The organism is Pseudaeromonas paramecii, from assembly GCF_039540575.1.
GTDB classification, from domain to species: domain Bacteria; phylum Pseudomonadota; class Gammaproteobacteria; order Enterobacterales; family Aeromonadaceae; genus Pseudaeromonas; species Pseudaeromonas paramecii.
On the sequence record NZ_BAABFC010000001.1, the window covers coordinates 442,021 to 456,864 of the forward strand.

The 14,844-nt window shown below is 62.3% G+C and carries 13 protein-coding genes; 3 read left to right on the forward strand and 10 right to left on the reverse strand.

What is annotated here, in order from left to right; all coding sequences use genetic code 11:
* From ABD847_RS02225 to tig, 5 genes are all read right to left on the reverse strand, one after another.
* The gene (locus tag ABD847_RS02225; RefSeq protein ID WP_345009608.1) at positions 1-396 is read right to left on the reverse strand and encodes an HU family DNA-binding protein; all 396 of its coding nucleotides are present in this window, start codon (positions 394-396) and stop codon (positions 1-3) included.
* An 84-nt stretch (positions 397-480) separates the two neighbouring features.
* Entirely contained in the window at positions 481-2,835 is a 2,355-nt protein-coding gene (gene lon, locus ABD847_RS02230; protein ID WP_345009610.1) for an endopeptidase La, read from the reverse strand.
* A gap of 142 nt (positions 2,836-2,977) precedes the next feature.
* Positions 2,978-4,258: an ATP-dependent protease ATP-binding subunit ClpX gene (clpX, locus tag ABD847_RS02235; RefSeq protein ID WP_345009612.1), complete on the reverse strand. Its 1,281-nt coding sequence runs from the start codon at positions 4,256-4,258 to the stop codon at positions 2,978-2,980.
* Between the two features lie 75 nt (positions 4,259-4,333).
* Positions 4,334-4,957, reverse strand: a complete 624-nt coding sequence (clpP, locus tag ABD847_RS02240; protein WP_345009614.1) for an ATP-dependent Clp endopeptidase proteolytic subunit ClpP — start codon at positions 4,955-4,957, stop codon at positions 4,334-4,336.
* Between the two features lie 87 nt (positions 4,958-5,044).
* A complete protein-coding gene (gene tig, locus ABD847_RS02245; RefSeq protein WP_345009616.1) occupies positions 5,045-6,355 on the reverse strand; it encodes a trigger factor in 1,311 nt (436 codons plus the stop codon).
* Positions 6,356-6,716: 361 nt separating this feature from the next.
* Between tig and ABD847_RS02250 the strand changes: the two genes are divergently transcribed.
* Positions 6,717-7,805, forward strand: coding sequence for a beta-N-acetylglucosaminidase domain-containing protein (locus ABD847_RS02250; RefSeq protein ID WP_345009618.1), 1,089 nt, complete (start codon positions 6,717-6,719; stop codon positions 7,803-7,805).
* On the opposite strand, the gene ABD847_RS02255 is transcribed toward ABD847_RS02250, so the two are convergent.
* The 3 genes from ABD847_RS02255 to pxpB are packed head-to-tail and all read right to left on the reverse strand — an operon-like array spanning position 7,802 to position 10,127.
* On the reverse strand, positions 7,802-8,560 hold the full coding sequence (locus tag ABD847_RS02255; RefSeq protein WP_345009620.1) for a 5-oxoprolinase subunit PxpA: 759 nt from the start codon (positions 8,558-8,560) through the stop codon (positions 7,802-7,804). The genes ABD847_RS02250 and ABD847_RS02255 overlap by 4 nt on opposite strands.
* Positions 8,554-9,486: a 5-oxoprolinase subunit C family protein gene (locus tag ABD847_RS02260; protein ID WP_345009622.1), complete on the reverse strand. Its 933-nt coding sequence runs from the start codon at positions 9,484-9,486 to the stop codon at positions 8,554-8,556. Before ABD847_RS02260 ends, ABD847_RS02255 begins: the two co-directional genes overlap by 7 nt.
* Positions 9,483-10,127 (reverse strand): 5-oxoprolinase subunit PxpB, encoded by a 645-nt coding sequence (gene pxpB / locus ABD847_RS02265; RefSeq protein ID WP_345009624.1) that lies wholly within the window; start codon positions 10,125-10,127, stop codon positions 9,483-9,485. Before pxpB ends, ABD847_RS02260 begins: the two co-directional genes overlap by 4 nt.
* A 157-nt stretch (positions 10,128-10,284) precedes the next feature.
* On the opposite strand from pxpB, the gene umuD reads away from it, so the two are divergent.
* Positions 10,285-10,713: a translesion error-prone DNA polymerase V autoproteolytic subunit gene (gene umuD / locus ABD847_RS02270; RefSeq protein ID WP_345009626.1), complete on the forward strand. Its 429-nt coding sequence runs from the start codon at positions 10,285-10,287 to the stop codon at positions 10,711-10,713.
* On the forward strand, positions 10,710-11,975 hold the full coding sequence (gene umuC / locus ABD847_RS02275) for a translesion error-prone DNA polymerase V subunit UmuC (protein WP_345009628.1): 1,266 nt from the start codon (positions 10,710-10,712) through the stop codon (positions 11,973-11,975). Before umuD ends, umuC begins: the two co-directional genes overlap by 4 nt.
* Here umuC and ABD847_RS02280 read toward each other — a convergent pair.
* Positions 11,972-14,281: a putative bifunctional diguanylate cyclase/phosphodiesterase gene (locus ABD847_RS02280; RefSeq protein WP_345009630.1), complete on the reverse strand. Its 2,310-nt coding sequence runs from the start codon at positions 14,279-14,281 to the stop codon at positions 11,972-11,974. The two genes, umuC and ABD847_RS02280, sit on opposite strands and share 4 nt — an antisense overlap.
* Before the next feature lie 153 nt (positions 14,282-14,434).
* The gene (mscL, locus tag ABD847_RS02285) at positions 14,435-14,842 is read right to left on the reverse strand and encodes a large-conductance mechanosensitive channel protein MscL (RefSeq protein ID WP_345009632.1); all 408 of its coding nucleotides are present in this window, start codon (positions 14,840-14,842) and stop codon (positions 14,435-14,437) included.
* Positions 14,843-14,844 lie beyond the last annotated feature (2 nt).

The window sequence follows — 14,844 nt, forward strand, 5'->3', positions numbered from 1 at the left end:
TTAGTTGACGGCGTCTTTGAGTGCCTTGCCAGCCTTGAAGGCCGGTTGCTTGGCCGCGGCGATTTCGATGGTGGCGCCGGTTTGCGGATTGCGACCGGTGCGAGAGGCACGTTCACGTACCATGAATGTGCCGAAACCCACCAAAGAGACCTGATCGCCAGTCTTCAGGGATTCTGTTACCGCCTCAATGAAAGCGTCCAGCGCACGACCGGCAGAGGCCTTAGACAGATCTGCATCCTCAGAAATTTTGTCGATCAGTTGAGATTTATTCACCTTTATCTTCCCCTTATTTTTAGCCTTAGCTGACTGGCCGGATCCCAGGCCACAGCGAGTCCCCGCTTTATAACAATCCTCCAGATCGGTTGCAAGCAACCCACCGGCGGATCCCTGCCCCATCTCACGCTTTTACACGGCGTTGGTACCAATGCACTGAGATGGGATAAAAAGCAGGCGTCAACCACGGTTGACGCCTGCCTTGTATTACTGGGTCACCACCTCGAAGCCCGCCACCGGCTCCTGTAGCGCCAGCGCCAGCACCTCGTCGATCCAGCGCACCGCATGGATTTCCAGATCCTGCTTGACGTTGTCCGGGATCTCTTCGAGATCCTTGGCATTTTCATAGGGGATCACCACCCGCTTGATGCCACCTCGGTGTGCCGCCAGCAGCTTCTCTTTGAGACCGCCGATGGGCAACACCTCACCCCGCAGGGTGATCTCGCCGGTCATGGCCACATCGGCCCGCACCGGATTACCGGTGAGGCTGGAGACCAAGGCGGTACACATGGCGATACCGGCACTGGGGCCATCCTTGGGCGTAGCACCTTCCGGTACGTGCACATGGATATCCCGCTTCTCGTAGAAATCGGCATTGATGCGCAGCTGTTCCGCCCGGGCACGCACCACCGTCATGGCCGCCTGGATGGACTCCTGCATCACATCCCCCAGGGAGCCGGTGAAGGTGAGCTTACCCTTGCCCGGCACATTGGTGGCCTCGATGGTGAGCAGATCGCCCCCCACTTCGGTCCACGCCAGACCGCAGACCTGGCCCACCTGGTTGTGATCTTCAGCCTTACCATAATCGAAGCGCTGAACCCCCAGGTACTCCTTGAGATTGTCCTGATTGATGGTGACGTGCTTCAGATCCTTGTTCAGCAGGATGGACTTCACCGCCTTACGACACAGCTTGGAGAGTTCCCGCTCCAGGCTACGCACGCCGGCTTCTCGGGTGTAGTAGCGAATGATGCCGACAATGGCGGAGTCCTCTATGGTGATCTCCTTTTCTTTCAGACCATTGCGCTCAATTTGCTTCTGAACCAGGTGACGTTTGGCGATGTTGAGCTTCTCGTCCTCCGTGTAGCCAGACAGACGAATGACCTCCATCCGATCCAGCAAGGGGCCCGGAATGTTCATGGAGTTGGAGGTGGCGACAAACATCACATCGGACAGGTCGTAGTCGACCTCCAGGTAATGGTCGTTGAAGCTATTGTTCTGTTCCGGATCCAACACTTCCAGCAGCGCAGAAGCCGGATCGCCACGCATGTCGGAGGACATCTTGTCGATCTCATCCAGCAGGAACAGCGGGTTCTTCACCCCCACCTTGGCCATTTTCTGGATGAGTTTCCCTGGCATGGAACCTATGTAGGTACGGCGGTGACCGCGGATCTCGGCCTCATCCCGCACGCCACCTAAGGCCATACGCACATACTTGCGCCCGGTCGCCTTGGCGATGGACTGCCCCAGGGAGGTCTTGCCCACCCCGGGCGGGCCAACCAGACACAGGATGGGCCCCTTGATGCGGTTGGTGCGGCTTTGCACCGCCAGGTATTCCAGAATGCGTTCCTTGACCTTCTCCAGGCCATAATGGTCGGCATTGAGCACCTTGTCAGCCAGCACCAGATCCCGTTTGACCTTGGATTTGGCCTTCCAGGGCACACTCAGCATCCAGTCGATATAGCCACGCACGACGGTGGCCTCGGCAGACATGGGGGACATCATCTTGAGCTTGGACAGCTCGGACTCCACCTTCTCCTTGGCCTCGGCAGGCATGCTGGCCTCGTCGATCTTCTTCTGCAGGGCATCGAATTCATCGCTGCCATTTTCATCCATCTCGCCGAGCTCTTTCTGGATGGCCTTCATCTGCTCGTTGAGGTAGTACTCCCGCTGGCTCTTCTCCATCTGCTTCTTCACGCGGGAGCGAATGCGCTTCTCCACCTGCAACAGATCCATCTCGGACTCCATCATGGCCATCAGGAACATGAGTCGCTCGGCCACTTCCGGCTGCTCCAGCACCTTTTGCTTGTCGGACAGCTTGAGCGGCATATGGGCCGCCATGGTGTCCGCCAGCCGGGCAGGATCGTCGATGGCAGAGATGGAGGTCAGCACCTCGGCGGGGATCTTCTTGTTGAGCTTGATATAACCGTCAAACTGCGCCAGGGCAGAACGCACCAGCACATCGGCCTCGGACTCGGCCACCTCGACGGAGGCCAGATAGGTAGCCTCACCGACGAAGAAGGCCTCTTCATCCGTCAGCTTGTCGAGATTCGCCCGCTGGGCCCCCTCGACCAGCACCTTGACGGTACCATCCGGCAGCTTGAGCAGTTGCAGGATATTGGCGATGGTGCCGACCCGGTAGATGTCGTCCAGACCAGGATCGTCATTGCCGGCCTCTTTTTGGGCCACCAACAGTACCTTCTTGCCCTCGGCCATGGCCGCTTCCAGGCAACGGATGGACTTTTCACGTCCAACAAACAAGGGGATCACCATGTGGGGATACACCACCACATCCCGCAGGGGTAAAACGGGAATTACAACGCGTTCGGAACGCTCAAGATTCATAGGCTTTTCTCTTGTTGCTGATGCCTTTTTGCAAAGCAGATGGGTCAGTATATGGGGCCGCTTCCGGCAGATTCAATTGTCAGGGGGGCAAAAAAAACAAAAGGGGCCAATAGCCCCTTTCGATTGCTTAAAAGCTGCGCAGTCAGTCGCCAGAAGCCACTTGCCGCTCAGGGTTTTCATAGATCAACAAGGGGGCGCTCTCGCCCTTGATCACGGTTTCGTCGATCACCACCTTGCTGACGCTCTCTTGGGAGGGCAGATCGTACATGGTATCCAGCAGCACACCTTCCACGATGGAACGCAGGCCACGGGCACCGGTCTTGCGCTCCATCGCCTTCTTGGCAATGGCCCGCAGCGCCTCTTCCCGAAACTCCAGCTCCACCCCTTCGAGCTTGAACAGCGCCTGGTATTGCTTGGTCAGGGCATTCTTCGGCTCGTTGAGGATCTGGATCAGCGCGGCTTCATCCAGCTCGGTCAAGGTGGCCACCACCGGCAGACGACCGATGAACTCCGGGATCAGACCGTACTTGATCAGATCTTCGGGCTCCACCTTGGCAAAAGACTCAGACAGGGTCACTGCCTTGGCTTTGGTCTTCACCTCGGCCTTGAAGCCGATGCCGGTGCCGGTGGCCGAACGCTGCTCGATCACCTTGTCGAGACCCGCAAACGCACCGCCACAGATAAACAGGATCTTGGAGGTGTCCACCTGCAAGAACTCCTGCTGCGGGTGCTTGCGGCCACCTTGCGGCGGCACAGAGGCGATGGTGCCTTCGATCAGCTTCAGCAATGCCTGCTGTACCCCTTCACCGGAGACATCCCGGGTGATGGAGGGGTTATCCGACTTGCGGGAGATCTTGTCGATTTCGTCGATGTAGACGATGCCCCGCTGGGCCTTCTCGATGTCGTAGTCGCACTTTTGCAGCAGCTTCTGGATGATGTTCTCCACGTCCTCCCCCACATAGCCGGCTTCGGTCAGGGTGGTGGCATCGGCCATGGTGAAGGGCACATCCAGCAGGCGGGCCAGGGTTTCGGCCAGCAGGGTCTTACCGCTCCCCGTGGGGCCGATCAGCAAGATATTGGACTTGCCCAGCTCCACGCCGTCGGCGGCATGGCCGCTGCGCAGCCGCTTGTAGTGGTTATACACGGCCACGGCCAACACCTTCTTGGCATGCGCCTGACCGATGACATAGTCATCCAGATGGGCGCGGATGGCGTGGGGGGTCGGCAATTCGGACTCATCCCGCCGGGGGCTAATCTCGCGGATCTCCTCGCGGATGATGTCGTTGCACAGGTCTACACATTCATCACAGATGTAGACTGACGGGCCGGCGATCAGCTTGCGAACCTCATGCTGGCTCTTGCCACAAAACGAGCAGTAGAGCAGCTTGCTGTGGTCGCCATCCCCTTTGCGCTTGTCTGTCATTCATTAACCTCAATTACATCTTCTTGGTGTGGCCACGCCACCTGCCAAGCAGTCTATCTTAGGCTGACGCGGGTGTCAGTCCCGTTTTGCCAGCACGGCATCCACCAGACCATAGGCAACCGCCTGCTCGGCCGACATGAAATTATCCCGATCCGTATCCCGCTCAATGGTTTCCAGCGGCTGACCGGTATGGAAGGCCAGCCGGTCATTCAGGGTCTGCTTGATCTTCAAAATTTCCATGGCATGGATCTGGATGTCAGAGGCCTGGCCCTGGAAGCCGCCCAGCGGCTGGTGGATCATCACCCGGGAGTGGGGCAGACAGAAGCGCTTGCCCTCGGCGCCACCGGCCAGCAGGAAGGCTCCCATGGAGCAGGCCTGGCCCATGCAGACGGTGCTCACATCCGGCTTGATAAATTGCATGGTGTCATAGATGGACATGCCCGCGGTGACGGAACCACCGGGGGAGTTGATGTACAGGTAGATGTCCTTGTCCGGACTCTCGGACTCCAGAAACAGCAGTTGCGCCACCACCAGGTTGGCCATCTGATCTTCCACCTGGCCGGTGAGGAAGATCACCCGCTCCTTGAGCAAGCGGGAGTAGATGTCATAGGAACGCTCTCCCTTGGCGGTCTGCTCCACCACCATGGGAACCAAGGCATTGCTGGGCGCCAGCAGAGGATCATTAAAATAATTGTTCATATTGTGCTGTTCCTGAAAATAAAAAGGCCCGCGTGAGCATCACACGGGCCATTATAGCCATCAGCTTTACCAATCCGTCAAATGGGATCAGGCAGCAACGGCGTTTTTGTTGATGACTTCGTCAAAAGACATCGGCTTTTCAGTCACTTGAGCCTTGCTCATGATGAACTCTACCGCCTGTTCCTCTACGGCCAGGTTGCGGATATTGTTCAGCAATTGCTCGTTCTTGAAGTAGTAATCCACCACTTCTTGCGGGTCTTCGTAGGCAGTGGCCATGGACTCGATGATGCTCTTCACGCGCTCATCGTCAGCCTTGATCTGGTTGGTACGAATGACTTCGCCCAACAGCAGGCCAATGCGCACGCGGCGCTCGGCTTCGTCCTGGAACAGCTCATCCGGCAGCTGCGGCACGTTCTTGCCTTGAGCACCGCCGAAACGCTGCATGGCTTGTTGGCGCAGGCCTTCGATTTCCTGAGCCACGGCGGCTTGGGGAACATCCAGGGCGTTGTGCTCAACCAGACCGTTCAGCACCTGCTCCTTGACGCGGTTCTTCAGCGCCTGGCTCAGTTCACGCTCCATGTTCTTGCGCACTTCGGCCTTCAGGCTGTCCACGGCACCGTCTTCGATACCGAAACGCTTGACGAACTCTTCGGTCAGTTCGGGCAGCTCTTGCTTCTCAACCTTGTTCAGGGTGATGGCGAACTTGGCGGCCTTACCCTTCAGGTGCTCGGCGTGATACTCCTCGGGGAAGGTCACATCGATGTCAAAAGATTCACCGGCCTTCTTGCCTTGGATGCCGTCTTCAAAACCGGGGATCATGCGGCCAGCGCCCATCACCAGGTTGAAGTTTTCAGCCTTGCCACCTTCGAACTCTTCACCGTCGATGGAACCCACGAAGTTCATGTTGACACGCAGGCCATCGGCAGCGGCATCGGTCGCCTCAACCCAGGTGGCGTGTTGCTTGCGCAGGGTTTCCAGCATCTTGTCCAGATCGGCGTCAGCCACGGCAGCCACCGGCTTTTCAACCTGGATGGCTTCGAGGTTCTGCACCTCGATTTCCGGGTAGACTTCAAAGGTGGCGGTGAAGACGAAATCGGCACCGGCTTCAAAGGTCTTGACGTCCATGGACGGCGCGCCAACCGGGCTCAGCTTCTGAGCGATCACGGCTTCGATGTAGTTGCGCTGCATCAGGTCGTTGGCCACGTCGGCGGCAACAGACTGGCCATACATCTTCTTGATCATGGCAACCGGGGCCTTGCCGGGACGGAAACCGTCAACGCGACGAGTCTTGGCCAGCTTGTTCAGGCGGGTGTTGATTTCCTTGTCCATCACATCAGCCGGAACTGTGATAGTAAGACGGCGCTCCAGACCTTGGGTCGTCTCTACAGAAACTTGCATTGCTATACCTCGTTCAACTCAGCACTCACTGTGCTGGCCCTGATTCTCAGTTCGGCCGGGAGTACCCGGACCATACGCTTAGTAAGACAGGGAATCATTCCATTCCCTGTGCATAAAATGACGCGGCATTATAGCCACTCTCTTTGGGTGAGTCGAGCCATAGCCCGGCGCAGTGGCAGACCAAATCCCGTCTCAATGGACAAAGTTGCTCAGATATCCGGCACTCGGTGTGGTTTTGAGATCCTAGCCACAGTTTGCGCCTGCCCGAGCTGGCGCGCGATTCCTGGGCTGACTGCCCAACCTTGTCGCACTTTGCTACAGTGCGCTCCTTCATTCCACGCCAACAGGCAGCAGCGCCATCATGACACAGACCCCGCCCCTGGGACTTATCGAAGGCTTTTTCGGTAAAGGCTGGCAGTGGCCGGACCGGCTGGCTTACCCGGCCTGGCTCAAGGCCCATGGCTATGATTTCTATCTTTACGCCCCCAAGGAGGATGCCTGCCTGCGCCGGCGTTGGCAGCAGGAGTGGGATCCGGCCACCCTGGCCCAGCTGCAGGCCCTGCGTCAGGCCTGTCGACAGGCCGGCATCGCCTTTGGCATCGGCCTGACCCCCATGGCCGCCCATCATGACTATGCTGCCAGCCGGCCACGCCTGCTGGCGCGGGTGCGTCAGATAGAGGCGGCACTGGCGCCGGATATTTTCGCCCTGCTGTTTGATGACATGCCCAGCGACACCCCACAGCTGGCCCAGTTGCAGATCGCCATGGCCCACGATGTGGCCGCCGTCAGTGCGGCCCAGCGCTTCATCCTCTGCCCCAGCTTTTACAGCACGGATCCCATTCTGGAGAAGGTGTTCGGCGCCATGCCGGCCCATTACTGGCACACCCTGGGCCAGGGGCTCGACCGTCGCTTCGATCTGTTCTGGACCGGCCCCAAGGTCTGCTCCACCGACTATCCGCTGGATCATCTGAGCTGGGTGACCGATCAGTTGGGCCGCCGGCCGTTCTTGTGGGACAACTACCCGGTGAACGACGGCAAGAAGGCCAGCGACTACCTCTATCTGGCCCCCTTTAGCGGTCGGGGTCAGGCTCAGGCGCCTTATCTCGCCGGCCACGCCGTCAACCCCATGAAGCAGCCCACCCTCTCGCGCCTGCCCCTGGCCACCCTGCCCATGGCCTATGCCGATGCCAACTATTGTGCGGCCGAGGCCTTTTTGCCGGCAGCCAGAGACTGTGTGACGGCGGGGCTGGCCGAGCAGCTGGCGCAGGATCTGCCGCTGCTGGCGGAGGTGGGCTTGCCGGATCTGACACCGCCTCAGCGGCAGACATTGCAGGGCCATTACCGGCCCTGGCTTGACTGTGCCGATGAGGCCAGCCGGCGCTGCGCCCGCGAGCTGCTCAGCTGGCTGGATGGCGGCTACTGTTTCGACCCGGCCTGTCTGACGGGTTAAGCCGGCGCCCGGCGGGCAATCCCCGCCTGACTGAGGGCCTCGGCACAACGCCGGGCGAAGGGCAAGGCGTGGGGGCCGTCGCCGTGCAGGCAGACGGTCTGGGCCTGTAGCCCCACCCAGTGTCCCTCCGAGCTCTGCACGCCGCCATCGCGCACCAGGCTCAGCAGCTGGGCCACCGCCGCCTCTTCATCGTCCAGCAGAGCCCCCGGCGTGCCTCTGGGCAGCAGATGGCCATCTGCGCCATAGCCCCGATCCACAAACACCTCGCTCACCCCCCTCAGCCCCAGGGCCCTGGCTTCGTCGAGCAGGGCGCCACCGGCCAGGGCATAGAGCCGCAGGCTGGGATCCAGATCCTTCACCGCCTGGGCGATGGCCTGGGCCAGGGGTCTATTCCGTGCCGCCATGTTGTAGAGGGCGCCATGGGGTTTGACATGGTGCAGCCGGCCCCCCGCCGCCAGGACAAAGGCCTGCAGCGCACCGACCTGATACAGGGTCAGCTCATAGGCCTCCTGCGGGCTGATGGCCAGCTCCCGCCGGCCAAAGCCCTGCCGGTCCGGCAGGCCGGGATGGGCGCCGATGGCCAGTCCATGGGCCAGGGCTGCCGCCACCGTCTGGCGCATCAGCGCCGGATCACCGGCGTGCACGCCGCAGGCGATATTCACCGAGCTCAGATACGGCATCAGGGCCACGTCGTCGCCCAGCGGGTAGGGGCCAAAGCCCTCCCCCAGATCGCAATTCAGATCCACACTCAGCATCTCGTATCGGCCTCCTTTGCCAATAACAGTTCGATCCGCGCCAGGTAACGCTGCTGCCGCAGCCAGGCCTGCTGGGCCTGGCGTGGTGACACCGGCAGCAGCCTGACGGTCTGCCTCGGCCCCAGCTGTCCCAGGCGCCACAGATCGGCGCGGATCACCATGCCCAGGCGCGGATAGCCGCCGCAGGTCTGGGCCTCACAGCCCAGGACGATGGGCTGACCATCCGGCGGCACCTGAATGACGCCGGGCAAGAGGCCATGGGATCTGAGCTCCTCCCCCGCCTCACGCACCAAGGGCTCGCCCGTGAGACGCAGCCCCATGCGGTTGCTCTGGGGCGACACCTGCCAGGCTTGGCGTACCAGCTGCGGTTCGGCCTGACTAAACCAGAACCACTCGGGCCCCGGCAAAAACCGCAGGCCATTGGGCGGCGTCGGCAGCAGTATGCCCAGGGGCTCAGAAAGCGGCTGCGCCGCCCCCAGGGGCAGCTCGGCACCAGGCACCAGGGCCGCCCCCAGTCCGCCGGACAGATCTGCAGCACAGGCCCCCAGGATTTGGGGCTGCCGTACTCCGCCGTCCAGGGCCAGATAGCTGCACATCCCCACCCGCGGTCGCCCCAGCAGCAGCCGCTGGCCGGCCGTAAAACGGGTGCGCCAGCCTGGCCACACCGGGGTATCGTCCAGCCGGGCCTGACAGTCGGCGCCGGTGAGCGCCAGCCAGCCATCGCAGGCAAAGCGCAGGCTAAGCCCGCCCAGCAGACACTCGATGGCCGGAGCCGCAGGGAGGTTGCCCACCAGGCGATTGGCCAGCTGCAGGGCCAGGCCGTCCAAGGCACCGGCCCGGCCAATGCCTAGGTGCCGCAGGCCCGTCCGGCCACCATCCTGCACGCTGCTCAGCAGGCCGGTCTGCTCTAGGATCAGGCGCCTCATGGGCTCACCGCCACGAAACGCACCCTGTCCCCGGGCTGCCACAGGCACGGCGGCATACGCTCCGCATCAAACAGCACCCAATCCGTCTGGCCTATGATCTGCCAACCCCCCGGGCTGACCCGCGGATAGACACCGGTATGATCGCCGCCTATGGCCACCGCACCCGCCGGCACCCGCACCCTGGGGGTGGCCCGACGCGGGGTGGTGAGGGCGGCGGGCAAGCCTGCCAGGTAGGCAAACCCCGGCATAAAGCCTAGAAAGTAGACCTGATACTCGGCCTGACTGTGCAGGCGGATCACCTCGACGGGGCTCAGGCCACAATGGGCCGCCACCGCCGCCAGATCCGGCCCCCACTCACCGCCATAACGCACCGGTATTTCCAGCAGACGTCCGGTCACCACCTGGGGTTGCAGCCCGGCCCACTGCTCTTGCAGCGCCGCCGCCAGGGTCTCGTACTGCCAGCACTCGGGCGCATATTCCAGCAGCAGATTATTCATGCCCGGCACCGCCTCACAGATACCCGGCTGGCCGCGCCACCGATCGGCCAGCTGCCAGATCCGTTGCTGAGTCGCCAGACTCACGGGCGCATTGCACTCCAGAACCAGGGCTGTCTCACCCAGGGACTGAATACGCATAGACATGGACAGCTCCTTCTTCATCCAGTACTCAACAGGTAAACGGTCGCTTGGGACAGGGTGCCATCTTGTCGTAGGCAATACCAGCATAGGGCTGACATCACTAGGCAAGGGCGGCACTCATCCAATATACTGTACATAAATACAGTTATCGGTCTTTATTATGCGTGCCTCGCCTCTACTCTTTCCCCTCACTCACCAGGCCCTGCCGCTGTTTAGCGAGGCGGTGGCCTGCGGCTTTCCCAGCCCGGCGGAAGACCACCTGGAGGGACGGCTGGATCTTAATGAACTCTGTATCCCCCACCCGGCGGCTACCTTTTTCTTGCGCGCCCAGGGGCGGAGCATGGAGGGGGTCGGCATTCATAGCGGCGATCTCTTGATCGTCGATCGCAGCCTGACGCCCCAGCAGGGGGACGTGGTGGTGGCCTGTCTGGATGGCGCCTTCACCGTCAAGACACTGCAGCTGCGCCCGCGCCCCGCCCTGCTGGCCGCCCATCCTGACTACCCGCCCCTGTATCCTGGGGATCTACAGACCCTGGAGATCTTCGGCGTGGTGCGCTTCGTGGTGCATGCCCTGGGAGCCGGACGATGAGCTGCTGGGCCCTGGTGGATGTGAACAACTTCTATGCCTCTTGCGAGCGCCTGTTTCGGCCGGATCTGCAGGGGCGCCCCCTGGTGGTGCTGTCCAACAACGACGGTTGCGTGGTCTCCCGCAGCCCCGAGGCCAAGGCCCTGGGGGTCAAGATGGCGGAGCCCTTCTATCGGATCCAGGCGGCGTTTACCGCCCAGGGCGGCGTCTGGTTCAGCTCCAACTACACCCTGTATGGCGACCTGTCTGCCCGGGTGATGAGCCTGCTGGAGCAGGCGGCGCCCGAGGTGCACCTCTACTCCATCGACGAAGCCTTCTTGCGCCTGGAGGGCCCCTGGCTCACCGATGCCACCGAGCACGCCCGCCGGCTGCGCCAGCAGATCCAGCAATGGACAGGCCTGACCGTCGGCATCGGCCTTGGACCTAGCCCCACCCTGGCCAAGCTGGCCAACTATGCCGCCAAACGCTGGCCCGCCACCGGCGGTGTGGTGGACTTGCAGGATGCCAACCGGCGCCAGCGGCTGCTGGCCATCACGCCGGTGGAAGAGGTGTGGGGCATAGGCCAGCGCCTGGGCCAGGCCCTGCAACGGGAGGGGATCCACACCGCCGGCCAGTTGGCGAATGCCCCCGCCAAGGGGCTGAGATCCCGCTATGGGGTGACCCTGGAGCGGGTGGTGCGGGAGCTGGGTGGCCAAGCGGCCGGTTGTCTGGCCGCGCCGCCCCCTGTTCGTCAGCAGGTGCTGTGCAGTCGAACCTTTGGCGAGCGCATCACCCAGCGGCCACTGCTGCGCGAGGCCCTGGTGAATCACCTGGTGCGGGCCGCCGAACGGCTGCGCGGCGCCGGCCTGTGCTGCCGCCATCTGGGGATCTTTATTCGCACCTCGGCGCAGGACTCAGCACACCCCTTCTATGGCGATCAGGCCAGCATCACATTGCCGGCCGCCACCGATGACAGCCTGGCGTTGCTGGCCTGGCTGGATGATCTGCTGGGTCGCCTCTGGCGCCCCGGACACGCCTACCACAAGGCCGGCGTGGTGCTGAGCGATCTCAGCCCGCGGCAATTCTGGCAGGGGGATCTCTTTGATGGACAAGACCCCAAGCGGATGCGGCTGATGCAGGTGATGGACAGCATCAACCAGCGCCATCCACATGGCCTCAAGCTGGCCGCCCAAGGCTCAGATCAGGCGCCCTGGCAGATGCGCCAGGCCCAGCGTAGCCCCAGCTACACCACCGCCTGGGCGGCGCTGCCCCTGGCCTACTGCTAGGTCGGTGACGCTGACCTCAGGATAAGGCGCCCCTGCGGATCCAGCTGCAGGCTGGCCATGAAGTCAACAACTGCGGCGGGGCGGCCAAACAGGTAGCCTTGATAGGTGTGGCAGCCCTGGGCCGCCAGGAAGTGCCGCTGACACTCCTGCTCCACCCCTTCGGCGATGACCGACAGGCCCAGGCTATCCGCCAGGGCTATGATGGTGCGGGCGATGGCCGCATCGTTGGGATCGCTGAGCAAGTCCCGCACGAAGGACTGGTCAATCTTGAGCTGCTCCAGGGGCAGCAACTTGAGGTAACTCAAGGAGGAATAACCGGTGCCAAAGTCATCCAGCGAGAAGCCGATGCCGAAAGCCTTGAGGGCCGTCATCTTGCGGATCATGTCGTCCATGTCGTGCAGTAGCAGGCTCTCGGTCAGCTCCAGCTTGAGGCGCTGCGGATTGGCACCACTGTGACGCACCTGGGCTATGATGCGCTCGACGAAATCCTCCTGGCGCACCTGACGGGCGCTGACGTTCACCGCCAGACTCAGATCGGCAAATCCCGGCAGCCGAGACCAGGCCACCAGCTGATCACAGACCTGCGTCAGCAGCAGCTCGGCCAGCGGTATGATGAGGCCCGTCTCCTCGGCCACCGGAATAAAGTCCGCCGGCGAGATCATCCCCTTCTCCGGGTGGAGCCAGCGCACCAGTACCTCGGCCCCCACCACCCAGCCCTCCTCGTTCACCTGCGGCTGATAAAACGGCTGGAACTGGCGCAGCTGCAACCCCTGGCGCAGGGCGCTCTCCAGACTCACCCGCTGCTTGATGGCCACCTGCATGCTCTCATCATAGAAGCGGAAGGTGTTGCGGCCCGCCGCCTTGGCCTGATAGAGCGCCAGATCGGCATGGCGCTGCAGGGTCTCGGCACTGTGCTCCTCACCCAAGAACAGCACCATCCCCATGCTGACGGTGCTGTAATGATCCTGGCCGGCAAGCCGGTATGGACGCCCCAGCTCCCCCAGCAGCTTCTCCGCCACCCGGCGACACTGATGGGCCGCCGGCACCCGCTGGCCGTCCAGCCCCACCAGCAGCACCACAAACTCATCGCCCCCCAGCCGGGCCACCGTATCCACCTGGCGCACGCCTTGCTGCAGCCGCCCGGCGACCTGACGCAACAGCTGATCCCCCACGTCGTGACCCAGGGTGTCGTTGATGATCTTGAAGTGGTCGAGATCGAAGAACAGCAGGGCGCCGTACTGCCCGGTGCGTTGACTCTCCTTGAGACCCTGGCCCAACCGCTCCCGCAGCAGGCGGCGATTGGGCAGGCCGGTCAGGGGATCGTAGAAGGCCAGGTTGGCGATCTGCTCCTCCCTCTCCTTGCGCTCCGTGATGTCCCGCGCCAACCAGACGATGCAGTTACGGTGGCCCCTGTAACGCCCCAGCACATGGGTGCGCCCCTCAAACCAGCGCCGCTGACCGCCCTGAATGGCGATCTGGTATTCGTGACACTGAGGCCCTTGCCGCAGGGTGCGCTGCAACACCGACATCAGCGCGGCCGTCTGCTCCGGGGGAAAGACATCCTTCATGCGTTTGCCCAGAAGCTCGGAGCGGGAGCGCACCAGATGGGCCTCTTCGTGAGTGAGCATCTCCAGGTAGCGCCCCTCGTCATTGAGCACAAACAGGAGATCCGGCATGGCATGGACCACCGCCTTGAGCTGTCGTTGGCTGCGGGCCAGGGCCAGCTCGGTGCGCCGTCGCTGGCGGGCATCTTGCAGCAGACTGCCCAGCAGCGCCGTAGCCAAGGCAAACACCAGCAAGAATTCCAGGCTAAACAGGCTGTGGATGAGCTGTGCCGCCTCGCTGGGCAAGAAGGTAAAGAGGTAGAGCACCAAGAGATGCAGAACCAGACCGAACAGCACCAGGGGAAGAAACCTCAAGGAGAGCCAGTTGCGCTGGCAGGCAACGCGGTAGAGCAAGCCCGTCAGCACACTCAGCAGTATGACCGACACCCCGACGGGTGCCCCACCGCCCCCCAGCCACAGTCGGAACAGCGCCGCCATGCTACCCGCCACCGCCGCCACCAGGGGCCCGCCAAACAGGCCGGCCATGCTAAGGATCACGGAGCGGGCATCGAAGATGACCCCACTGCCTGCCAGCGTGATGGGGGTGGACATGCCCACGATGCACAGACTGCCGAACAGCAAGCCGGTGAGCAGCTGACGGCCGGTGCGCCCCAGCCAGGGCAGCCGAGTGCGCAACAAGATGCCGTACAGCAGACACAGGGATAGCAGCAGGGCCACGCCCTTGATCAGATCCAACAACATAGCGGCACCCCCTGCCCCAGACCGATTCGCATCCCTCTTGCTAGATGGTGTAGCACTATATCCCACGGGCAGACAGTACGATATCCGGCCAGTGAGGGCACCACCGGTATGAAAAAGGGGGCCTGAGCCCCCTAAGGTAAACAAATCAGCCCATCATTCCTGTTTGGTCTTGAGCAGATCGCGGATCTCCGCCAGCAGTTCCTGGTCCTTGGTGGGCGCAGGGGGCGCACTGGGGGCCGCCTCTTCCTTGCGCTTCAGGCTGGTGATGGCCTTGAGCCCCATGAAGATGGCAAAGGCGATGATCAGGAAGTCGATCACCGTCTGGATAAACTTGCCGTAGGCGATGACCACCGCCGGCGTCTCCCCTTGGGCCGCCTGCAGGGTAATGGCCAGATCGCTAAAATCCACGCCGCCCAGCAAGAGGCCGATGGGCGGCATTATGATGTCCCCCACAAACGAGGAGACTATCTTGCCGAAGGCCGCCCCTATGATGATGCCCACCGCCATGTCGATGACGTTGCCGCGGGCGGCAAAGGCTTTGAACTCTTGAATCAGGCTCATCG